The organism is Kosakonia sp. LAM2021 (assembly GCF_016620385.1).
In the GTDB taxonomy this organism is placed as follows: domain Bacteria; phylum Pseudomonadota; class Gammaproteobacteria; order Enterobacterales; family Enterobacteriaceae; genus Kosakonia; species Kosakonia sacchari.
This window is the reverse complement of sequence record NZ_JAENHT010000011.1, coordinates 106272-129306: the sequence shown is the minus strand read 5'-3', so window position 1 is coordinate 129306 and position 23035 is coordinate 106272. Positions and strand designations below refer to the sequence as shown.

Below are 23035 nucleotides of genomic sequence, written 5' to 3'. Positions count from 1 at the left end.
GGGAGGTGACAATGATTGCCAGCAAATTCGGTATCGGTCAGCAAGTTCGCCACTCACTGCTGGGGTATCTTGGCGTAGTAGTCGATATCGATCCTGAGTATTCACTGGACGAGCCGTCAGCAGACGAACTGGCGGTGAACGACGAACTCCGCGCACTGCCCTGGTATCATGTCGTGATGGAAGATGATGATGGCCAGCCAGTGCATACATACCTGGCAGAAGCGCAGCTGACAAGCGAAATTACGGATGAACATCCGGAGCAGCCATCCATGGACGAACTGGCGCGCACCATTCGCCGACAGCTTCAGGCTCCGCGCTTGCGCAACTAAAAATACCCCGCCAGATGCGGGGTATTTTTTATTTCGCCAGACCGAGCCGCGGGATCTCAATCGCCGGGCAGCGATCCATAACTACACTTAACCCCGCCTCACGCGCCAGTACGGCGGCTTGTTCATTAATCACCCCTAATTGCATCCAAAGCGTTTTCGCGCCAACGGCAATCGCCTCTTGAGCAACCCCCCACGCCGCTTCCGAATTACGAAAAACATCCACCATGTCGATCTTTTCTGGCACATCGGCAAGCGTTGCATAGCCCTGCTGCCCAAGCAGGGTAGTACCTGCTACTTTCGGCGAGACGGGAATCACATGATAACCCTGGTCCAGCAAATACTTCATTACGCGATAGCTTGGTCTGTCGGGTTTATCACTTGCTCCAACCAGGGCAATAGTTTGGGTCGACTGTAAAATAGCGGCAATATCGGTTTCTTTCATGTTTTCCTCCCGGCGACATCACCAAAGTGTAAATCAAACAGACCCACTCGACCATTTTCGGATTTTTTTATCCACTTCTCTTGCAGCATCAGACGCTTCCAGTAATCTGTAGCGAAAATCACTGACGGAAGCGGATTATGGAATCAACTACTCGCACCTTACCCGTGCGCAAACATATTGCACTGGTCGCACACGACCATTGCAAGCAATCATTAATGAAATGGGTAGAACGCCACCAGCCAGTACTGGCCAAGCATGAGCTCTATGCGACTGGTACAACCGGAAATTTGATTCAGCGAGGAACCGGCCTTGAAGTCAACGCCATGTTGAGCGGCCCAATGGGTGGCGACCAGCAAGTCGGCGCGTTGATTTCAGAAGGCAAAATCGACGTACTGATTTTCTTCTGGGACCCGCTTAATGCTGTCCCGCACGATCCTGACGTGAAAGCCCTCTTACGTCTTGCAACGGTGTGGAATATTCCGGTTGCAACCAATTTATCTACCGCTGATTTTATTATCGACTCTCCGCAGTTTAATAACAGCGTCGACATCCTGATTCCGGACTACCAACGTTACCTCGCTGAGCGTCTGAAATAAGTCCTGGCGGCCGCAGCGGCCGCCTTCGTTTCACGGTTTTCGCGCGACTGGCACATCCAGCGATTTTAACGTGTCGACAAAGCGTGACGGTTCATCTTTATCAAACAACAGCCAGACGCGATGGCGTGTGCGCGTCAATGCGACGTACAACAATCGTCGCTCTTCCGCATCAGGGAACTCTTCCGCCTGCGGTAGCAAGGCTTGCTCCATTATGGATTCCCGCGCCGGGGCAGGAAAACCATCCGCGCCCTCTTTCAGCCCCACCACAATCACATAGTCCGCCTGTTGTCCTTTACTGGCGTGGATAGTCGTAAAATCGAGCTGAAGTTTCGGCCAGCGGGTGGCTGCTTTCTCCAGAACGGCAGGTTTTCCGTGATGATAACGCGCCAGAACCAGGATCCTATCTTCCGGCGTTGCATATCCGCTGAGCTTATCTAATAGCGCATCCAGCTGATCCTGCGCCATCAGCGTCACTGCATTTTTATCGCCTGTTTTCAAACTATTCAACGGTTTTGCAAGCTGCCATGGGTTCTGCTGGATAAAGCGATTCGCAACTTCACCAATGCGTGAATTGAAACGATAAGTCGTATCCAGCGCGCAGAGATCGCCTTCACCAAAATAGTCATGGAAAGCGGTGGTTAAGGAAAGTTGCGCGCCGCTGAAACGGTAGATAGCCTGCCAGTCATCCCCGACAGCAAACAGTGTCGTTTGTGAGTTTTGCTTACGCAACGCAGCCAGCAAAGCCGCGCGCTGCGGTGAAATATCCTGAAATTCATCAACCAGAATATGCTTCCACGGGCTAATAAAACGCCCTTTTTCGAGCACATTGATCGCCTGATGAATCAGCCCGGAAAAATCGACGGCGTTTTCAGATTTTAGCTCGGCTTTCCAGGCTTTTAAAATCGGCGCCATCAGTTTAATGCGTTTACTGAACAGATCACGAACGTCATCTGGTGCACCGGCGATCATCTCCGCCTGTGCACCACCATGCATACGCATCAGCCCAATCCAGCGATCCAGACGCGAAGCGATGCGGCGCTGCAATTTTGCATCTTCCCAAAAATTACCTTCAGGAACATCCCATTCCATCTCTTCTTCCAGCCACTGACGCCATCCTTTCGCCTGTGCTTTCCTTTCACTGCACTGCTGGCACCAGGTGTCCGTAAGCAAGCTAAGACGCGCGGATGCATCATTTTCCAGCTCGCTTAACGCGGGCACTTTTTTACTTCCCTGGGAGATGATATACAACGCCAACGCATGAAAAGTGCGCGCGGTAATCTCTTCGGTATGTAGCCGTTGCTGGATACGCTCATCCATCTCCTGGGCAGCTTTTCGACCAAACGCGAGCAGCAAAATTTGATCTGCTGAGGCTTCGCCACGAGCCAGCAACCAGCCTGCTCTGGCTACCAGAACCGAGGTTTTTCCGCTGCCCGCGCCAGCAAGCACTAATAAAGAGTGTTCACCATTGACCACGGCACGCGCTTGCGCCTGGTTTAAAGGAGAGGTTTCAACTTGCTCAAAAAAAGCGGCGTACTGAGTAACCATGGTTTCAGTATAAGTTTGATTGTGTTCTGCCCGGCGCTTCTCAACATCTGTCAGCCACGACTGGCACTGACGCCAAAGCTCACGGCAATTATCAAACTCCGGTAATCGGCTTGTTGGAATCGGCAATGCAGCAAACGCCTGCTGCAATTGCTGTTGTATCCCCTGAAGTTGCTTGCGGGTAAGCCATTTCATTGGCTCAATACGCCCGGAAATCAGCTCCAGTTGCTCAGATAAAACCCCGGCAGCGACCTCGCTCATTTCCGCGCTCCACCGGTTCCAGCGCTCATTTAAGAGATGGTAAAAACGCTGTGTTTCGCTCCATTCCGTTCCGTGAAGACGAACCACTTTGTTGTCGGCAAGCTGAAATTCCATTTCTCCCCACACTAACCCACGCTTGCATTCAATCGCCAACAACTGATTGAAAGGGATAAGGTATTCGTGTCTGTCACCTGCCACTTTAATACCGGCGTTCAGAATGACTGCGCGATCATAAGGGTGTTGCGCCAGACGTTTTCCCAATGAGGTCGCTTTCAGTTCCATGACTTATCGTTCTCAACTTGTGACAATAATTGCCAGTTTACCTGCCAGAGAATTGGCGCTCCAGCCCAAATAATCGTTACAATTACCGGCATTCACTACCGACCGGTTTGTACTGAGGTTTTATGCGTACTGTTTTGAATATTCTAAATTTTGTGCTTGGTGGTTTTGCCACAACACTCGGGTGGCTACTCGCTACAATAATCAGCGCCCTGCTCATTATCACTCTGCCGTTGACGCGCTCATGCTGGGAAATCACAAAGCTCTCACTTATCCCCTGGGGAAATGAAGCCATTCACATTGATGAACTCGAACCACAGAGCAAAAACAGCCTGTTAAATGCGGGTGGCACATTGCTGAATATTGTCTGGTTTGTTCTGTTTGGCTGGTGGCTATGCATTATGCATATTACCGCCGGTATCGCGCAGTGTCTTACCATCATCGGCATTCCCGTTGGCGTCGCGAACTTTAAAATCGCTGCGATTGCGCTGTGGCCAGTTGGCCGACGAGTGGTCTCTGTAGAAACCGCTCGCGCAGCCCGTGAAGCCAATGCGCACCGTCGTTTTCAATAATCGGATCGCTTGTCATTATGTTAAGTCCTCTGCTTCGCCGTTATACATGGAACAGTGCCTGGCTCTATAACGTCAGAATTTTTATTGCGCTTTGCGGGACTGCTTTGCTGCCCTGGCTACTCGGCGAAGTGAAACTGACCATCCCGTTAACGCTTGGCGTCGTTGCCGCAGCACTTGCCGATCTGGATGACCGCCTGACGGGGCGTCTGAAAAACCTGATAATTACGCTGGTATGCTTTTTTATTGCGTCTGCATCTGTGGAGTTACTCTTCCCATGGCCATGGCTGTTTGCGCTTGGTCTTGTGACATCCACCATTGGTTTTATCCTGCTTGGCGGGCTTGGACAGCGCTACGCCACCATTGCTTTTGGTGCGCTGCTTATTGCGGTCTATACCATGTTGGGGATTTCTCTTTTCGAACAGTGGTATCAGCAACCGCTGCTGCTATTGGCCGGGGCCATCTGGTTTAACTTGCTGACGCTGGTCGGACATTTGGTTTTCCCTATTCGCGCCCTACAAGACAACCTGGCGCGCTGCTATGAACAACTGGCGCATTATCTTGAACTGAAATCACGTCTTTTCGACCCGGATATTGAAGATGATAGTCAGGCGCCGCTCTATGATTTAGCCCTGGCGAATGGTCAGTTAGTGAACACGCTCAATCAAACCAAAGCAACGTTGCTCACGCGTTTGCGCGGGGATCGTGGGCAGCGCGGCACACGTCAAACATTGCATTACTATTTTGCGGCGCAAGATATTCACGAACGAGCCAGCTCGTCACATATTCAATACCAAACACTGCGCGTACACTTCCGTTATAGCGATGTGATGTTCCGCTTTCAGCGCTTACTTTCCATGCAATCGCATGCATGCGCTCAGTTATCACGCGCCATCTTGCTTCGCACTCCGTATCAACATGATTCTCGCTTCGAACGGGCATTTACCCACCTTGACGCAGCGCTTGATCGTCTTCGCGCTAATGGCATCACGCCGCAGGAGCATATGAAAGCACTTGGTTTTCTTCTTGATAACCTAAGGGCTATTGACGCTCAGTTAGCAACTATTGAGTCCGGGCAACCACAACCCTCATTATCAAATGACACTGAAAATCAGCTTTCGGACGATAGTCTGAGTAGTTTCAACGATATATGGCAGCGGTTACGTAATAATTTGACGCCTGAATCCGCACTATTTCGCCACGCAGTGCGCATGTCGGTGGTGTTGTGTATCGGCTATGCTTTTATCCAAATAACGGGACTACAGCATGGTTATTGGATCTTACTGACCAGTCTTTTTGTTTGCCAGCCAAACTATAACGCCACTCGCCACCGCCTGACATTACGCGTAATTGGTACGCTGATTGGTGTTGCGATCGGATTGCCGGTACTTTACTTCGTTCCCTCACATGAAGGGCAACTGATACTCATCGTCATCACCGGCGTACTGTTTTTTGCATTTCGAACAGTGCAATACGCGCATGCCACGATGTTCATCACACTGCTGGTGTTGCTGTGCTTTAATTTGCTGGGCGAAGGATTTGAAGTCGCGCTTCCCCGTATTATTGATACGCTTATTGGATGTGCTATCGCCTGGGCAGCGGTGAGTTTTATCTGGCCGGACTGGCGTTTTCGACACCTGCCCCACGTCATTGAGCAGGCCTTCGACGCGAACTGCCGCTACCTTGATGCCATCCTTGAACAGTACCATCAGGGACGCGATAACCGGCTTGCTTACCGTATCGCCAGACGTAATGCTTATAACCGTGATGCGGAACTGGCATCGGTCGTTTCAAATATGTCTTCCGAACCCGGAACCTCACCTGAACTTCGCGATGCCGCGTTCCGTTTATTATGCTTGAATCATACCTTTACCAGTTATATTTCCGCGCTTGGCGCACATCGTGAGCAACTCACCCAGCCGGATATCCTACGTTTGCTTGATGATGCAGTCTGCTATGTTGACGATGCCCTGCATCACCTACCAGCAGACCAAAAACGTGTGCAGGATACCCTTGTCGATCTATCCCAACGCATTAAACACCTGGAGCCGCGCCCGGATAGCAAAGAACCACTGGTACTGCAACAGATTGGCCTGCTGATAGCTTTATTGCCTGAAGTATGCCGTCTGAAAAGCCAAATCACTCAATAAGGATTTGCCCCTTTCTTCAACACCCCCTTAAACCACTCCATCAGTTCCCGGCGTCGAGGCGCCGGTAACGCAGCCTCATGAAGCCCGACAATTGCGCCCTCCAGGGCGAGAAGCACTTTCGCACTCAGGTGCTTATTTGTTTTTCTCAATCTAAGCCAACAAACTTTTGCCCCGAGCATTCGCAGTGTATGCGCATCCAGTACGCCCGCTTCATGGAGTTGAGCTTCAAGTTGAAAAGTAAGGTTAGGCAGATCGCGCAATCGCATTCTGGCACTGCGCCGATCCTTATCACGCCGGGCAGCATCGAGTGAAAGTGCCGAAAGTTGCAAAAGTAACGAGCGATCACGCCACAGGCTCTCGTTAACGAAGTAATAATTTAACGAAACCTGACGTCCGCGTTTGTTGAATACCAGCAACGGAGCATCTTGCGTAACCGTGTATTGCGCACTCTCTTCACAAGCTCGAAGGTAGAGTTCCCCCTCGGCAACCATCGCGAAAACAGTTTTATCCACCGACAAGCTGTAACCGCCAAAATGAGCGCGGTGACAAATTGTTCCGAGAGGCATGAGGTATTCGCGTGACTGATATATCCGTTGATAAGATAGGTCTTCCATGATTTTTCCCTTATAAATCACGTAGTAAAAGCCAGTTTTAAATTAGTGAAATCACTACGCAGGAACATAGGCAACTGTGAGCAAGACGGCAAGCAAATTTTTCATTACGTGGCAGGAACAAAACAAAAATGCGAGATAGTTTCAGAAAATGAGGTTGATCTCTGAGCATGCAACAGTTACTGTATAAACATACAGTAACTAACAGGGCTGGATTGATTATGTACACTTCAGACTATGCTAATCGTTCGACAACACTCGCTTCTACACTCAACAAATTGAACCACGTTGAGCCTTCAAGCATCACTACCGGGCTGATTAGCGAAATGGTCTATCGTGAGGACCAGCCCTGGATGACGCAGCTTCTTTTGCTGCCTTTGCTGCAGCAACTCGGGCAACAATCCCGTTGGCAGTTGTGGTTGACGCCTCAACAAAAACTCAGCCGTGAATGGGTGCAATCCGCTGGATTACCCCTTACCAAGGTGATGCAGGTGAACCAGCTTTCTCCAAGCGTAACACTGGACTCAATGGTTCGTGCATTGCGCACCGGTAACTATAGCGTCGTTATTGGCTGGCATTCTGAAGAGCTCACCGCTGAGGAGCATCGCCAATTAGCTATGGCGGCAGAAGAAGGCAATGCAATAGGCTTCGTTATGCGACCTGTACGCCACGATCCTCTGGCTGCGAGACAGCTTTCCGGGATAAAAATTCACTCGAATTTGTATCATTGAGTAAATTTAGGAGTTTTCCTAGGATGTTTTTTGCGTAAGAGTAGGACTTCAAATTTATCGTCAAAATACAGCGTGAAAGCCTGTGTAGCGCGCTTTGTACGGAAATAGCCGTGGCGAAAGATTCATCAGAAGTGTTAAATATTGTGTATACAAAGCCTTTTTTTTCATATGCCTGACGGAGTTCACACTTGTAAGTTTCCAACTACGTTGTAGACTTTACATCGCCAGGGGTGCTCGGCATAAGCCAAAGATATCGGTAAAGATATCTGCAGAGTTGTCAGTGAGCAATGCCCCCGGTGAAGGATTTAACCGTGGCTTCTCTAAAGAGATTCCCATGGCGATTTTTGGATGATAACGAGGCGCAAAAATGAAAAAGACAGCTATCGCGATTGCAGTGGCACTGGCTGGTTTCGCTACCGTAGCGCAGGCCGCTCCGAAAGATAACACCTGGTATACAGGTGGTAAACTGGGTTGGTCCCAGTATCATGACAAAGGTGCGGTATGGCAGAACGATGGCCCGACCCACGAAAGCCAACTGGGTGCTGGTGCGTTCGGTGGCTACCAGGTTAACCCGTACGTAGGTTTCGAACTGGGCTATGACTGGCTGGGTCGTATGCCGTACAAAGGCGACACCGTTAACGGCGCGTTCAAAGCTCAGGGCGTTCAGCTGACTGCTAAACTGGGTTACCCGGTAACTGACGATCTGGACCTGTACACTCGTCTGGGTGGTATGGTTTGGCGTGCAGACGCTCAGAACAACCAGGGCTTCAAAGATCACGATACCGGTGTTTCCCCGGTCTTCGCTGGTGGTGTTGAGTGGGCAGTTACCCGCGATATCGCTACCCGCCTGGAATACCAGTGGGTTAACAACATCGGTGATGCAAACACCGTTGGTGCTCGTCCGGACAACGGCATGCTGAGCGTAGGTGTTTCCTACCGCTTCGGTCAGCAAGAAGACGCTGCTCCGGTAGTAGCTGCTCCGGCTCCGGCTCCGGCTCCGGAAGTACAGACCAAACACTTCACTCTGAAATCTGACGTTCTGTTCAACTTCAACAAAGCAACGCTGAAACCGGAAGGTCAGCAGGCACTGGATCAGCTGTATGGTCAGCTGAGCAACCTGGATCCGAAAGACGGCTCCGTAGTGGTTCTGGGCTTCACCGACCGTATCGGTTCTGACGCTTACAACCAGGGTCTGTCTGAGAAACGTGCACAGTCCGTAGTTGATTACCTGGTTTCTAAAGGTATCCCGGCTAACAAAATCTCCGCACGTGGCATGGGCAAATCCAACCCGGTTACCGGCAGCACCTGTGACAACGTGAAACCGCGTGCAGCGCTGATCGACTGCCTGGCACCGGATCGTCGCGTTGAGATCGAAGTTAAAGGTAGCAAAGACGTTGTAACTCAGCCGCAGGCTTAAGTTCCCGTCTAGAAAAACCCCGCTCATCAGCGGGGTTTTTTATTGCCTGAAATAACAGCCTGGGATAATACGCACCTATTCTTTCCCGAGTAATGCCTGCAGGTCATGCTTCAGCGTAGACATCTGAGAGGCATACTTCTCCTTGTGTTCAGCATCTTCAATCAGCTGCACAATCGTTTCAGAAAGCGTTTTACCCCTGCGCTGCGCTAACCCAGCCAGACGCTGCCAGACCACAAATTCCAGGTCGATCGATTTTTTACGCGTATGCTGATGTTCGGCGTTGAAATGCCGCTTGCGGCGGGCGCGAATAGTTTGCTTCATCCGGTTAATCAACGCCGGATTGATATGCTGCCCAATCCAGCCGTTGACCTGTACGGGTTCATTTTCGAGTGTCAACAATAAATCGACCGCGTCTTTAGCGGCACTGGCTTCAATGTAGCGCGTGATTAATTCCCCTTCACGATGCTTTTTTACCAGATACTTCCATTTCCAGCCGCTTTCGAGATTTTCCAGTTGTTGATATTTCATTGCGCTCTCAACGTGACCGTGTAACTCAGTTCAGAATATCAGTTTTTTCCAACTCTGCTGAAAAGAAATCACAGCCTCGGTTAGGTCAATAGCGTTCGCGTCGCGAAAGCGTGTAATCAATGTGTGCTGTACGAGCGTTTACGGTATAATCGCGCCTTTGACATCAGACTAAAAAAACGACTTTGACCATTACAAAACTTGAATGGAACGACCTGGTTCCTGATACCACCAGCTATCAGGAAGTATTTGAATCGTCCGAATTAGCCCGCGAAACGGACTTCTCCCTGGCCGATACGCAACCCCGATTACAGTACGCGCTGGAGCAATTGCTCTATCCGCAGGCGACATCACGCTTTTTGCTGGCTAAAGCGCCAGAAGAAGCCGAATATCTTGCGCTTATCGCCAGCGCCATCGAAATGCTCATCCCTGAAGCCCGCCCATTTTCTGGCGGCCAATATCATGTCAATGGTTCCGCGATTCACTTTGAACCTTCGGCTGATGCTCAGGCAAATTTTATCGGCAACAAACCCACCGCGATCGCAGACTGGGTAGAGGCAGAACAACTTTTCGGCTGCCTTCGCCAGTTTAATCAGGAAATCACGTTACAACCCGGCCTCGTCCATCAGGCAAACGGTGGGGTGTTGATAATTTCCCTACGTACTCTTCTCGCACAACCGCTTTTGTGGATGCGTCTGAAAACCATGGTAACGCAGCGCCGTTTTGACTGGGTTTCCTTTGATGAATCGCGCCCCCTGCCCGTCATAGTGCCGTCCATGCCAATGGATCTCAAAGTCATCCTGGTGGGTGAACGTGAATCACTGGCTGATTTCCAGGAAATGGAGCCGGAACTCGCATCGCAGGCAATTTACAGCGAATACGAAGAAACGCTGCAAATTGCCGATGTCGAAACAATGTCCATATGGCGTCAGTGGGTCGAGCAAACCGCACGCGATGCGCACTTGCCAGCCCCTGCAGCTGATGCATGGCCAAAACTCATTCGTGAAGCCGTCCGCTACTCAGGCGATCAGGAAACATTACCACTCTGCCCAATGTGGCTGTCACGGCAACTGCGAGAAGTAGCAGCGATGTCCACCGATGAAACCTTCAGCGGGGAAGAGTTCCAGACAATGCTTGCTCAGCGAGAGTGGCGTGAAGGCTTCCTGGCGGAACGCATGCAGGATGAGATCCTGCTTGAGCAAATCCTGATCGAAACCGAAGGAGAACGCATCGGCCAGATCAATGCGCTGTCCGTTATCGAGTTTCCGGGACATCCACGAGCTTTTGGTGAACCCTCGCGAATCAGTTGTGTGGTACATGTTGGCGATGGTGAATTTAACGATATTGAACGCAAAGCTGAGCTGGGCGGTAATATCCACGCCAAAGGCATGATGATCATGCAGGCGTTCCTGATGGCGGAACTGGAACTGGAACAGCAGATCCCCTTCTCCGCCTCACTGACTTTTGAACAATCATATAGCGAAGTTGACGGAGACAGCGCATCGATGGCTGAACTGTGCGCATTAATCAGCGCGCTGTCTGAAGTTCCGCTTAATCAGAGCATTGCGATCACCGGCTCAGTCGATCAATTTGGTCGCTCCCAGCCGGTCGGTGGGCTGAATGAAAAAATCGAAGGCTTCTTCGCTATTTGTCAGCAGCGCCAGCTCACTGGCAAACAAGGGGTGATTATTCCCTCGGCAAATGTACGCCATCTTTGCCTGCAGCAGGAACTTCTGGATGCTATCAAGGCGCAGCAATTTTTCATCTGGGCAGTAGATGACATGATGGATGCACTACCCTTATTAACGGGCTTGCCGTGGGATGCCGAAGGGCAAAACAACCTTAAGCAACTCATCCAGGAACGTATTGCGCAGGCAACACAACAGGATGCGCGCCACCGCTTCCCGTGGCCGCTTCGCTGGTTGAACTGGTTTATCCGAAACTGATCGGACTTGTTCAGCGTACACGTGTTAGCTATCCTGCGTCCGAAACTACAAATAAGGCTTACTGAGAACATGGTAGATAAACGCGAATCCTATACAAAAGAAGATCTTCTTGCCTCTGGTCGTGGCGAATTGTTTGGCGCAAAAGGCCCGCAATTGCCGGCACCGAACATGCTGATGATGGACCGTGTGGTCAAAATGACTGAAACCGGCGGTAACTTCGATAAAGGCTATGTTGAAGCTGAGCTGGATATCAACCCGGATCTGTGGTTCTTTGGCTGCCATTTCATTGGCGACCCGGTGATGCCAGGATGCCTCGGCCTCGATGCAATGTGGCAACTGGTTGGTTTCTATCTGGGCTGGCTCGGCGGCGAAGGCAAAGGCCGCGCGCTGGGCGTAGGCGAAGTGAAATTCACCGGCCAGGTGCTGCCAACGGCGAAAACCGTGACTTACCGTATTCACTTTAAGCGCGTTGTAAACCGTCGTTTGATCATGGGTCTGGCAGATGGCGAAGTGCTGGTTGATGGCCGCGTTATCTATACCGCCGCGGATCTGAAAGTAGGTCTGTTCCAGGATACGTCTAATTTCTGATACCGGGTTACTTACCCCGGTAAAGGCGAAACCTCCGCATTGCGGAGGTTTCTTTTTTAAAGAGACAGAATCAGGCAATGACTGCCCTGTCCTCCATGGCCTCCCGCCAGCCTCCCAGCCACTCGGACCTTTGATTCAGGGTTTGGTAGGGACACATTTCCTTCGGACGCCCGGTAATACCAGCCTGATAACCACGTTGATGTGCCCGTTCCAGGCGATCGCGTTTTTGTCTCTTCATGCCTCGTTTCCCTCATTATTTGATCTGGTGGAAAAGAAAACAGTGGTCACTTAATGCGCAACCACAGGTCACAAATACCTTGAATAGACTTCGTCGTCAATGCGCAAAATTCACGCCAGTGTCATAAATGTGAGCTACACAAAAGTTCATTTGTACAAAAAATGTGAGCCAGCACAACTAATGGTTTGTACTGAAACATAAAAAAACCGCCATAGATTTTATCTGTGGCGGTTTTCATAAACTTAAGATTTACTTATGGCAGACGATTTAGCGCATTCGCAATACTGACCGCTTCTTGCTGCCAGCCCTGAGCCAGCATTTTCACCATTTCATCATAGCCATCCTGCTGCTGTTTCAGCTCAATATGGAAGGGACGCTTAACCAGTTGTCCCTGATGTTTGAGCAACCATTCGCCGCTTACAATCACTCGCCCATCATAGCGACCATGAAAACCGGTCACGGTTACGTTTAGCGTATCTTGTTCACTCCCTAACGGCTGCGATGCGATCACCCAGCCAGGCAGTTGATTGCTCAGATTGGATACCAGCGTGTTGCGCAGTTGCTGATCGAGCGGGCTGGCCCACAAATTGTTCGTTGCAATGACGTACTGCACATCGCTGGTTTGGTACACCACGCCATTCCCCGCGAGAAAATCAGGTACCGAAACCTGCTCAACCCATAGCTGACGATTTCCCTGGTTTTGACCGGCCATCGCCTGCGCCTTTACTTGCGACGGCGAAGGCAGCTGATAGTAGCTCTTGTTATCACCGCTACTACTGCAAGCTGTCAGCAACAGCGCCAGCATCGCTAATGCGCTCTTTCTCATTCTTTTGCCCTCTTCGGCTGCGGATCGGGTTTCCCTTTCGCTTCAAATACCAGCGCGTTGCTCTTATCGTTAAGCGTTTTCAGCACGGGTTGCAGTTCACGCAATACCTGATCGAGACGCTGCATATCCGCCACCATTTTGTTATAGGCAGCAGAGCCAGGCTGGAAGCCCTGCATACTGCGGTTAAGCTCGCGTAGCGTGCCTTGCATATCTGCGGGCAGTTGCTGCACCGACTGGCTGGCGGTCAATTTATTGAGGTTATCCAGCGTCGTTTGCAGACGTTTGAGCGTTTGCTGGCTTTCAGACAGCGTATTCGTCGCCTGCTGGATCATCGGGTTCAATGGTAAGTTGTTGATTTTATCCAGCGTATCCATCAACCGTTGCTGGATCTGCGCCAGTCCCCCACTCACTGTCGGGATGATGGGATAGCCAGCGAACTCATGCATACCGCTGATCGGCGGCGCATTATTGTAAAAGTCGAGATCAACATACAACGCGCCAGTAACGATATTGCCAGTCTTCAACGAGCCTCGCAGACCACGCTTCAGTAGCTCATTCAGATGTGCGCTCATATCCGGATCTTCACCCAATTGGTTCGCCAGACGTTCAGGCTCAATACGGATCAGAACCGGAATACGGTAATCATCATTCAGCGCCTGGCGCATACCTTCCGTAAAGAACGGCACCTTGCTCACCGTACCAAGACGGATGCCGCGGAATTCAACTGGCGCGCCGGGTTGCAAGCCACGGATCGAATCTTTAAAGAACATCAGATAATCAACATGTTCGGTGTATAGCGAATCCTGAATACTGCGCTGATCGTCATATAACTTAAAAGCGCTGTTTTCCGCTACCGGCTGCCCCAAATCCAGGCCTTCCGGCACATCGAAGCTGACACCACCGCCGAACAATGTCGTCAGCGACCCCATCTCAACGCGCATCCCGGCGGAGGTGAGATCGACGGCAATACCGCTGTCTTTCCAGAAACGTACATTGCTGGTCACCAGCCGATCGTTCGGCGCGTTAATAAACAGCTGATAGCTCATGGTCCGTTTTTGCGTATCGAAGGTGCTGGTTTCCACCGAACCCACGCGATAACCACGGAACAACACCGGATCGCCTGCCGTTAATTGCCCCGCTTTATTACTGTCAAGGATCACCCGGATACCTTTCGCATCCGGTGGCGCCAGCGGTGGTGAATCGAGCAAGTTATAGCGCTCTGGCGCATTGCCTTTCACACCAGGCTGAAGTTCGATATAGGCACCAGAAAGCAGCGTGCCAAGCCCGCTAATACCTTCGCGGCCCACCTGCGGTTTCACCACCCAGAATACCGAGTCATTGTGCAGTAGCTTTTCCATGCCGGAATTGAGCCGCACTTTGATCTCAACGTGGGTAAGATCATCGGTCAGCGTCGTGCTTTCCACCACGCCAACGTCCACGCTGCGGCTTTTAATCGTCGTTTTACCGCCGACAATTCCTTCGGCGTTATTGGTGATTAAAGTGACTTCCGGGCCCTGATGGCTGTAATGATAGAAAAGGATCCAGGCCCCAATCAGCGCCGTCACAATCGGGAAAATCCACACCGGTGACCAGTTTCTTACCTTTTGCACCCTGGCTTCCCCACTCTTATTCTCCATGCTTTAACGACTCCTCATGGTGCGTTTGTGGCTCGCGATCCCAGCTCAGACGCGGATCGAAAGTCATTGCCGCAAACATCGTGATAATAACGACCAGCGCAAACATCACCGCACCCATCGCAGGATAAATATTCATCAGCCCCCCCATCCGCACCAGCGCAGACAGTACGGCAATAACAAACACGTCTATCATTGACCAGCGCCCAACGAATTCCACTATTTCATAAATAAAATGCATGCGTTCACAATCGCGCTTTCCGTGCCCTTTCGCATCAATACACAGCCAGGCGATGCCAATCATTTTCAGCGTCGGCACCATAATACTGGCGATAAAAATCACTAACGCGACTGGATACGAACCCTCGCTCCACAGCAAAATCACCCCGGCCAGAATAGTCGACGGCATACGGTCGCCCAACAGATCGGTCACCATGATCGGCAAAATATTGGCGGGCAGATAGAGCATGATAGCGGTCATCAGCAGCGCCAGCGTCCACTGAATACTGTTGCGCCGACGCGCATGGCCGTGAGTATGGCAGCGTGGGCAAACCGGCTGGTCAATCGCCACTATTGCCGTACAGCAAGGGCAGGATCGCAGCCCCTGGCAGATACCCGATACACCGACATGTAGCGGTTGCGCAACAGCCGGCGCTGGCGCAATGTCGTCCCACAGCCAGTGACGGTCTACGCACTGAAATGCCCGCAGTTGCAGCAGACAGAACAAGCACCAGGGAATGAAACTGCTGCCGATGCCAATATCGCCATAAGCCATGAGTTTGACGAAACTCACTAATACCCCGGCGAGAAAGATCTCTGCCATTCCCCAACTTTTAAGCTGGAATAACACACGGGCAAGACCAATTTTCAGGCGGAAATCCATCGGCACGCGGTTAACCAACAGCAGGATCGTCACCAGGCAAAACGCCGGCACAAACTGCACAAACAATAGAAAGAAAGTGCCAAGACTGGCGTAATCTTCCGAGAACATAACGCCAGGAATTTCCAGCAGCTTCACCTCACTGGCCACACCTGCCACTTTCATGTTTACGAAGGGAAAAAGATTGGAGAGCAATAACATAAACAGCGCGACGATAGCATAAGCAGTGGGACGCTGCCGCGGCGCGTCCCACTCGGTCGTAAGCGTTGTCCCACAACGCGGGCAAGCCGCTTTATGTCCATGTTGCAGAGGCGGTAACGCCACCAGCATGTCACATTGCGAACAGAGAATGTGGCGAGTGGCGTGGTGGTGTTCACACATACAGGTTCCCTTTATGCGCCGTTTTTCAGAGCCTCCAGATACTCCCAGCGTTCAAACGCTTCCTCAAGCGCTTGCTCCGCCGAAGCCATATCGGCTAAGACTTTCTGCGTATGGTCGTGCGGTTGGCTAAAGAAACTGGCATCGGCGACCTGCGCTTGCAAATCCCCAAGTTGCGCTTCCAGTTGTTCCAGCTTTTGCGGTAATTGTTCCAGTTCACGCTGCAGGTTATAGCTTAGTTTGTTACTGTTGCGTTTGACAGTTTCTGCTTTGGCTACCGACGCTTCCACGCTTTTTTTCGCGGCGTCCTGCTTTTGCATCTGCGACGCAGCCTGCTGACCACGGGCATCGTGATAGCCGCCAACATACTGACCAATCTGGCCGTCGCCTTCGAAGATCCAGCATTCGGTCACGGTATTATCAACGAACTGACGATCGTGGCTCACCAGCAGAACCGTCCCCTGATAGGCGTCGATAAGTTCTTCCAGCAGCTCCAGCGTTTCAACATCCAGATCGTTGGTTGGTTCATCGAGAATTAACAAGTTGCTGGGTTTCAGGAACAAGCGCGCCAGCAACAGTCGGTTGCGTTCCCCGCCAGAGAGCGCACGTACCGGCGTCATCGCCCGTTTCGGATGGAACAGGAAGTCCTGCAAGTAACCCAGAATGTGGCGCGGCTTGCCGTTCACCAGCACTTCTTGCTTACCTTCAGCAAGGTTGTCCATTACCGTTTTATCCGGATCCAGCTCGGCGCGATGCTGATCGAAATAAGCGACTTCCAGTTTGGTGCCGACATGGACACGCCCGCTATCGGCTTTGAGTTGATCCAGCATCAGTTTCAGCAGCGTAGTCTTACCGCAGCCGTTCGGGCCGATCAGCGCAATTTTGTCGCCGCGCTGCACCTGTGTAGAGAAATCGCGCACCAGCACTTTACCATCGATGCCGTAATTGACGTCTTCCATCTCGAAAACAATCTTGCCGGAGCGGGAAGCTTCTTCCACCTGCATCTTCGCGCTGCCCATCACTTCACGGCGTTCACTGCGCTCGCGGCGCATGGCTTTTAACGCACGAACGCGGCCTTCGTTACGAGTACGACGTGCCTTGATCCCCTGGCGGATCCACACCTCTTCCTGCGCCAGCTTGCGATCAAACTCCGCGTTTTGCAGCTCTTCCACGCGCAGGGCTTCTTCTTTCTCCAGCAGATACTGATCGTAATTGCCCGGATAGGAGACCAGCTTGCCGCGATCGAGGTCGACAATACGCGTCGCCATATTGCGAATAAACGAACGATCGTGAGAGATAAAGATAATGGTGCCGCCGAAAGATTTCAGGAACCCTTCCAGCCAGTCGATAGTTTCAATGTCCAGGTGGTTGGTCGGTTCGTCGAGCAGCAGCACGCGCGGGCCGCTCACCAGCGCACGCCCTAACGCCGCCTTACGCAACCAGCCGCCGGAAAGGGCAGAGAGCGACATATCCGCCGTCAGCCCAAGCTGCGCCAGCACTTCGTTGATGCGGTTTTCCAGTTGCCACAAACCGTGGTGATCCAGCATCTCCTGCACACGTGCTAATTCAGCGAGGTTTTTATCGCTCGGATCGCTCATCACCAGGTGAGAAACCTCATGGTAGCGCTTGAGATACTCGGCCTGCTCTTCGATCCCTTCAGCGACAAAATCGTAGACGCTGCCGGTAACATTACGTGGCGGATCCTGTTGCAGACGCGCCACTACCAAATCTTGCTCATACACGATGCGACCATCGTCCAGGTTAACTTCCCGGTTGAGGATCTTCATCAGCGTTGATTTTCCCGCCCCGTTACGCCCGACAAGGCACACGCGTTCGTTTTCTTCGATATGCAGTTCAGCATTATCGAGAAGCGGCGCATCGCTGAACGACAGCCACGCACCATGCATACTGATTAATGACATTTATTTATCCTTTCAGGCTGCGGTAATCAGCCAGCAGTTGTGGATCTGACGGTTGCGGGCAAAATCCTGCGACTGCGTTTTTTGGGTGATTTCTTGTGCTTTAAGACCCAGTTTCGCCAGCCCGTCGAGATCCATACGGAAACCGCGTTTGTTATTGGAAAACATAATTGTGCCGCCCTTACGCAACAGGCGTTTGAGATCTTCCATCAGCACCATATGGTCGCGCTGCACATCGAAAGACTCTTCCATACGTTTGGAGTTGGAGAAGGTCGGCGGATCGATAAAGATCAGATCGAACTGCTCATCAGTATCGCGCAGCCACGCCAGGCAGTCGGCCTGGATCAGGCGATGCGCTCGACCACTCAGACCATTAAGGCGCAGGTTGCGCTCGGCCCACTCCAGATAGGTGCGTGACATATCAACCGTTGTCGTCGAGCGCGCACCGCCCAGACCCGCATGCACACTGGCGCTGCCGGTATAAGAGAAAAGATTCAGGAAATCTTTGCCTTTGCTCATTTGGCCGAGCATACGGCGCGCGATACGGTGATCGAGGAACAAACCAGTATCAAGATAATCGGTCAGGTTGACCCACAGGCGAGCGTTATATTCGCTCACTTCCATGAAATCACCCTTTTCATTCATTTTCTGATACTGGTTGTTGCCCTTCTGCCGTTCACGGGTTTTCAGCACCAGCTTGTTTGGCGCAATATCCAGCACATGAATGGTGGCCGCGATGATATCAAACAGGCGCTGACGCGCTTTTTGCGCATCAATCGTTTTCGGTGCGGCATACTCCTGCACCACCACCCAATCGGCATAGCGATCGACCGCGACGTTGTAATCCGGCAGATCGGCATCATACAGGCGATAGCATTCGATACCTTCCTGACGCGCCCATTTCTCCAGCTTTTTAACGTTTTTGCGCAGGCGATTCGCGTAATCTTCCGCCATTGCCGGCGCTTTCGCTTCGCCGGTATTTTCCGCCAGATGGTAATTTTTCTGCACGCAGTCCAGCGGGCCGTTTTTCGCTTTAAACTGGCGCTCAGCGCGCAGTTGCAGACAGTTCAGCAAATCAACCGAGGCGCTAAACAGCGACAGATTCCAGCCGCCAAATTGCGCTTTCAGCAGACGGCCCAGCAAGCTGTGCAGCGCGATCAGCGCTGGTTCACTCTCCAGGCGCTCACCATACGGCGGGTTACTGATCACCGAACCGTACGGGCCTTTTGGCAGCGGGTTGCTCAGCCCGGCAACATCTTTCACCTCAAACGTCACCAGCTCGCCAATCCCGGCACGACGGGCGTTTTTACGGGCAATATCGATAACGCGCGCGTCGCTGTCTGAACCATAAAAATGAGAGGCGTAATTCGCCAGCCCCTCGCGCGCACGCGTTTGCGCTTCGGCTTTCACCTCTTGCCATAGCGCTTCATCGTGCTGTGCCCAGCCACCAAAACCCCAGTGGCCACGGTGCAGACCCGGCGCGCGATCGGTCGCGGCCATCGCCGCTTCAATCAGCAGCGTCCCGGAACCGCACATCGGATCGAGCAGTGGAGTGCCAGGTTGCCAGCCAGAACGCATCACGATCGCGGCGGCCAGGTTCTCTTTGATCGGTGCCATCCCGGTGCGATCGCGGTAGCCGCGCAGGTGCAAACCTTCGCCGCTCAGATCAAGGGAGATATTCGCCGTATCCTGGTTCAGCCAGACGTTAATACGCAGATCCGGCATCTCACGTTCCACATTCGGACGCGGTAGGTTTTTGCGGGTAAAGCTATCGACGATGGCATCTTTGACTTTCAGCGCACCGTACTGGCTGTTACGGATTTCATCGTTCAGGCCGCTAAAGTGGACGGCGAAGGTTGCGCCCGGATTAAACATCTCTGTCCAGTTGATCGCCTGCACGCCGAGGTAGAGATCAAGATCGCTGTAAACCTTGCACTCCCCGAGCGGCAGCATAATGCGCGAAGCCAGACGACTCCACATCAGGCTCTGGTACAGGAGCCGCGTGTCCCCTTCAAAATGGACACCACCCTGAACCACCCGGCACTCAACCGCGCCGAGTTTTTCCAGTTCAGTTTTTAACAGCTCTTCCAGCCCGCGGGCCGTACTGGCAAACAGAGAAATCATAATGTCACTTACATTCAACGAAAATTGTTGCGCATTATAGCTAATCTGGCGTTCATGTCATAAAGTTGAGGGCTAATTTTCATCAGACAGGGGGAAGACGTGCCAACGCTTTCACGTCTTTTTATTCATCCGGTAAAATCCATGCGCGGTATCGGCCTGACGCATGCGCTTGCCGATATCAGCGGCCTCGCTTTCGACCGTGTTTTTATGGTCACGCAGCCCGATGGCACTTTTATTACCGCACGACAGTATCCGCAGATGGTGCGCTTTACGCCCTCGCCGTTAACAGATGGATTGCACCTGACCGCACCGGATGGCAGCAGCGCGGTGATTCGCTTTGCCGATTTTGCGCCCGACGCCGCGCCCACGGAAGTGTGGGGTAACCACTTTACTGCACTTATCGCGCCCGAAGAGATTAACCGCTGGCTGAGCAGCTTTTTTGCGCGCGAGGTGCAGTTGCGCTGGGTTGGACCTGAATTAACCCGCCGCGTTAAACACCACGACGACGTACCGTTATCTTTCGCCGATGGTTTTCCTTATCTGCTGGCTAACGAAGCCTCGCTGCGTGATGTACAAAACCGTTGCCCGGCCAGCGTGAAAATGGAGCAGTTTCGCCCCAACCTGGTGGTAACAGGCGCGCAGCCGTGGGAAGAGGATAGCTGGAAAGTGGTGCGTATTGGCGAGGTGGTTTTTGACGTCGTGAAACCGTGCAGCCGCTGCGTATTCACTACTGTCAGCCCGGAGCGCGGGCAAAAACACCCTTCCGGTGAACCTCTCGCGACCTTACAGCGTTTTCGCACTGCGCAGGACAATGGCGCCATCGATTTTGGTCAAAACCTGATTGCCCGTAACAGCGGTGTGATCCGCGTCGGCGATGAGGTAGTCGTGCTGGCAACGAGGCCCGCGAAAACATACGGCGCTGGCGAAGTCGAAGAGTCTGTTGAACAGGACGCACAACCCGCAGGCACGGTGGAAATCAACTGGCAAGGTCAAACATTTCGCGGCAATAACCAACAAGTGTTGCTGGAACAACTGGAAAACCAGGGGATTCGCGTGCCCTACTCGTGCCGCGCGGGGATTTGCGGTTGCTGCCGTATTCGCGTAGTGGAAGGTGAAGTCAGTGCGCTGAAGAAATCAGCGGTTGCGCCGGATGGTTCAATTCTCTGCTGTAGCTGTGTGCCGAAAACATCGCTGCGACTGGAGGCTTAAACCGCCTGTTCGAGCTGAATTGCATTGGAATGCAGCTGCGGCTTGAGGCGATCGTTCATAATTTTAATCGCGTCGCCCAGTTGCATGGTGCGCCCGGCAATCACCACGCCGGGTTGCGCCAGCAGACACAGCGCAGCATTCTCACCCGGTTCAACCACCAGCAGATTCACACACTCCTGCGTATCGCTCAGCCAGACGCAAGCGCCTTCACCCGTCACAGGCGTCCACAGAGAATCATGCGTCATAAAGTGCCAGCTTTTCGGCATTTGCGGCTTGAGGAAGCGAATCGCTACCAGCGCGTTAAGCACCAGTTCGGCGCGTTGCTCATTAGATAACGGCAAATCGCGGCATTTTTCATCAAAGGAGAAATAAAGCGCAGCATCATCAACGCAAAAACCAGACGGTGAGAAAGCGTCTGGCGTCAGCATCTTACGGGCAAAACGAGAGCGAAATAACATGCCATTGGCTAAATCGAGCATCATGCGATCATGCTCATCATCAAAATACCAGCGCCAATTATCGTCAGGTTTAATTCGCATTTTCCTCTCCCCTTCCCCTAAACATCCTGTAACTTTTTCATCCTTTTGCCGCCTCGTTTATTACCTAAATAATAAAAGACTAAAATGTTTAAATTAGCAACAGTGGTGGAATATAAAACAACCAGGGCGGGAAATAAAGCCCTGGTTGCGCAGGAAGAGATAAAAGATTAGATATGGGTAACGATTTCTTTAATCAGCGGTGGACCTTTAAAAATAAAGCCCGAATAAATTTGCACCAGTGATGCACCGGCGGCGATTTTCTCCCGAGCCGCTATCACCGAGTCGATGCCGCCGACGCCAATAATCGGCAAGCGCCCGTTTAATTCTTGCGACAACCGCCGAATAATTTCCGTGCTTTTTAATTGCAACGGACGACCACTTAACCCACCCGTTTCGTCACAATGTTTCATTCCCTGAACCAGCGATCTTTCAAGCGTAGTATTAGTGGCAATAACACCATCAATATTGTGGCGAACTAAACTATCGGCCACCTGGATCAATTCTTCTTCAGAAAGATCTGGTGCGATCTTTACGGCTACCGGGACATATTTATGATGCAGATTTTGCAGATCGTTTTGCTTATTCTTAATTGCGGTAAGCAGATCGTCCAGCGCTTCGCCATATTGTAGTGTGCGTAAACCGGGCGTATTCGGCGAAGAAATATTGATGGCGATATAACCGGCATAGGCATAGATTTTTTCCATACAAATCAGGTAGTCATCTTTACCCTGCTCGACTGGCGTGTCTTTATTCTTGCCAATATTAATGCCCAGCACACCGTCGAAGCGCGATTTTTTCACGTTCTCAACCAGGTTATCCACGCCAAGATTATTAAAACCCATGCGGTTGATCAGTCCTTCTGCATCCACCAGACGGAAGATCCTCGGCTTGTCATTACCCGGCTGCGGGCGTGGCGTCACGGTACCGATTTCGATGGCGCCAAACCCCATCGCGCCCAGCGCATCAATGCACTCGCCATTTTTATCCAGCCCGGCCGCTAACCCCAACGGGTTTTTAAAGGTCAGACCCATGCATTTGACCGGTTTCTCCGGGACACGCTGGCGCACGAGGGCTTCGAAAGGCGTGCCGGTAATACGGCGTAATTGCTGGAACGTTAATTCATGAGCGCGCTCTGGATCGAGCTGGAAAAGGGCTTTACGAACGAAGGGGTAGTACATGAACTCTCCTGGATTCCCGGTTGCAAACCGGGGGCGTATTATCAGTGATTACCCGGCGAAAGGGAATTGACCTGCGGCAAAAAAAGGCGATTCGACGCAATCGTTTTCTCTTACCCCTCTCCTT

Annotated in this window: 21 protein-coding genes; 9 read left to right on the top strand and 12 right to left on the bottom strand. The window is 52.0% G+C overall.

Features of this window, described 5'->3' with window-relative positions; all coding sequences use genetic code 11:
- Window positions 1-11: 11 nt before the first annotated feature.
- Window positions 12-329, top strand: coding sequence for a heat shock protein HspQ (hspQ, locus tag JKP81_RS20285; RefSeq protein ID WP_017456235.1), 318 nt, complete (start codon window positions 12-14; stop codon window positions 327-329).
- 28 nt (window positions 330-357) lie between these two features.
- Here hspQ and JKP81_RS20280 read toward each other — a convergent pair whose 3' ends face one another.
- Window positions 358-771 (bottom strand): CoA-binding protein, encoded by a 414-nt coding sequence (locus JKP81_RS20280; RefSeq protein ID WP_017456234.1) that lies wholly within the window; start codon window positions 769-771, stop codon window positions 358-360.
- 137 nt (window positions 772-908) lie between these two features.
- On the opposite strand from JKP81_RS20280, the gene mgsA reads away from it, so the two are divergent.
- On the top strand, window positions 909-1367 hold the full coding sequence (gene mgsA / locus JKP81_RS20275; protein WP_200553137.1) for a methylglyoxal synthase: 459 nt from the start codon (window positions 909-911) through the stop codon (window positions 1365-1367).
- A 30-nt stretch (window positions 1368-1397) separates the two neighbouring features.
- Here mgsA and helD read toward each other — a convergent pair whose 3' ends face one another.
- On the bottom strand, window positions 1398-3452 hold the full coding sequence (gene helD, locus JKP81_RS20270) for a DNA helicase IV (protein ID WP_200553136.1): 2055 nt from the start codon (window positions 3450-3452) through the stop codon (window positions 1398-1400).
- Window positions 3453-3574: 122 nt separating this feature from the next.
- Here helD and JKP81_RS20265 point away from each other — a divergent pair, with 122 nt between their 5' ends.
- Together JKP81_RS20265 and yccS are read left to right on the top strand one after the other, a co-directional pair.
- The gene (locus JKP81_RS20265) at window positions 3575-4021 is read left to right on the top strand and encodes a YccF domain-containing protein (protein WP_131411033.1); all 447 of its coding nucleotides are present in this window, start codon (window positions 3575-3577) and stop codon (window positions 4019-4021) included.
- Window positions 4022-4038: 17 nt separating this feature from the next.
- Entirely contained in the window at window positions 4039-6168 is a 2130-nt protein-coding gene (gene yccS / locus JKP81_RS20260) for a YccS family putative transporter (RefSeq protein WP_200553135.1), read from the top strand.
- On the opposite strand, the gene JKP81_RS20255 is transcribed toward yccS, so the two are convergent.
- Window positions 6162-6782 carry a TfoX/Sxy family DNA transformation protein gene (locus JKP81_RS20255; protein ID WP_017456228.1) on the bottom strand — a complete coding sequence of 207 codons (621 nt, stop codon included), beginning with the start codon at window positions 6780-6782 and terminating at the stop codon, window positions 6162-6164. The two genes, yccS and JKP81_RS20255, sit on opposite strands and share 7 nt — an antisense overlap.
- Window positions 6783-7000: 218 nt before the next feature.
- Between JKP81_RS20255 and sulA the strand changes: the two genes are divergently transcribed.
- Together sulA and ompA are read left to right on the top strand one after the other, a co-directional pair.
- Window positions 7001-7510 (top strand): SOS-induced cell division inhibitor SulA, encoded by a 510-nt coding sequence (gene sulA / locus JKP81_RS20250; protein ID WP_200553134.1) that lies wholly within the window; start codon window positions 7001-7003, stop codon window positions 7508-7510.
- A 367-nt stretch (window positions 7511-7877) separates the two neighbouring features.
- Window positions 7878-8927: a porin OmpA gene (gene ompA / locus JKP81_RS20245; protein ID WP_017456226.1), complete on the top strand. Its 1050-nt coding sequence runs from the start codon at window positions 7878-7880 to the stop codon at window positions 8925-8927.
- A gap of 75 nt (window positions 8928-9002) precedes the next feature.
- Here the strand turns inward: ompA and matP are convergent, their stop codons facing one another.
- Window positions 9003-9455, bottom strand: a complete 453-nt coding sequence (gene matP, locus JKP81_RS20240; protein ID WP_200553133.1) for a macrodomain Ter protein MatP — start codon at window positions 9453-9455, stop codon at window positions 9003-9005.
- Between the two features lie 182 nt (window positions 9456-9637).
- On the opposite strand from matP, the gene JKP81_RS20235 reads away from it, so the two are divergent.
- Together JKP81_RS20235 and fabA are read left to right on the top strand one after the other, a co-directional pair.
- The gene (locus tag JKP81_RS20235; RefSeq protein WP_200553132.1) at window positions 9638-11398 is read left to right on the top strand and encodes a Lon protease family protein; all 1761 of its coding nucleotides are present in this window, start codon (window positions 9638-9640) and stop codon (window positions 11396-11398) included.
- 69 nt (window positions 11399-11467) lie between these two features.
- Window positions 11468-11986: a bifunctional 3-hydroxydecanoyl-ACP dehydratase/trans-2-decenoyl-ACP isomerase gene (gene fabA / locus JKP81_RS20230; protein WP_017456223.1), complete on the top strand. Its 519-nt coding sequence runs from the start codon at window positions 11468-11470 to the stop codon at window positions 11984-11986.
- Between the two features lie 70 nt (window positions 11987-12056).
- Here the strand turns inward: fabA and rmf are convergent, their stop codons facing one another.
- From rmf to rlmKL, 6 genes are all read right to left on the bottom strand, one after another.
- Window positions 12057-12224 carry a ribosome modulation factor gene (rmf, locus tag JKP81_RS20225; protein WP_017456222.1) on the bottom strand — a complete coding sequence of 56 codons (168 nt, stop codon included), beginning with the start codon at window positions 12222-12224 and terminating at the stop codon, window positions 12057-12059.
- Window positions 12225-12477: 253 nt separating this feature from the next.
- Window positions 12478-13050 (bottom strand): membrane integrity-associated transporter subunit PqiC, encoded by a 573-nt coding sequence (gene pqiC / locus JKP81_RS20220; RefSeq protein ID WP_200553131.1) that lies wholly within the window; start codon window positions 13048-13050, stop codon window positions 12478-12480.
- Window positions 13047-14687: an intermembrane transport protein PqiB gene (pqiB, locus tag JKP81_RS20215; protein WP_200553130.1), complete on the bottom strand. Its 1641-nt coding sequence runs from the start codon at window positions 14685-14687 to the stop codon at window positions 13047-13049. Before pqiB ends, pqiC begins: the two co-directional genes overlap by 4 nt.
- Window positions 14677-15945, bottom strand: a complete 1269-nt coding sequence (gene pqiA / locus JKP81_RS20210) for a membrane integrity-associated transporter subunit PqiA (RefSeq protein ID WP_200553129.1) — start codon at window positions 15943-15945, stop codon at window positions 14677-14679. Before pqiA ends, pqiB begins: the two co-directional genes overlap by 11 nt.
- Window positions 15946-15956: 11 nt before the next feature.
- Entirely contained in the window at window positions 15957-17864 is a 1908-nt protein-coding gene (locus tag JKP81_RS20205; RefSeq protein WP_200553128.1) for an ABC transporter ATP-binding protein, read from the bottom strand.
- A 12-nt stretch (window positions 17865-17876) separates the two neighbouring features.
- Entirely contained in the window at window positions 17877-19985 is a 2109-nt protein-coding gene (gene rlmKL / locus JKP81_RS20200; RefSeq protein ID WP_200553127.1) for a bifunctional 23S rRNA (guanine(2069)-N(7))-methyltransferase RlmK/23S rRNA (guanine(2445)-N(2))-methyltransferase RlmL, read from the bottom strand.
- Between the two features lie 99 nt (window positions 19986-20084).
- Between rlmKL and JKP81_RS20195 the strand changes: the two genes are divergently transcribed.
- Window positions 20085-21194, top strand: a complete 1110-nt coding sequence (locus tag JKP81_RS20195) for a YcbX family protein (RefSeq protein WP_200553126.1) — start codon at window positions 20085-20087, stop codon at window positions 21192-21194.
- On the opposite strand, the gene zapC is transcribed toward JKP81_RS20195, so the two are convergent.
- Together zapC and pyrD are read right to left on the bottom strand one after the other, a co-directional pair.
- Window positions 21191-21733: a cell division protein ZapC gene (zapC, locus tag JKP81_RS20190; protein WP_200553125.1), complete on the bottom strand. Its 543-nt coding sequence runs from the start codon at window positions 21731-21733 to the stop codon at window positions 21191-21193. The genes JKP81_RS20195 and zapC overlap by 4 nt on opposite strands.
- Before the next feature lie 167 nt (window positions 21734-21900).
- Window positions 21901-22911 (bottom strand): quinone-dependent dihydroorotate dehydrogenase, encoded by a 1011-nt coding sequence (gene pyrD, locus JKP81_RS20185; RefSeq protein WP_200553124.1) that lies wholly within the window; start codon window positions 22909-22911, stop codon window positions 21901-21903.
- Window positions 22912-23035: the final 124 nt, after the last annotated feature.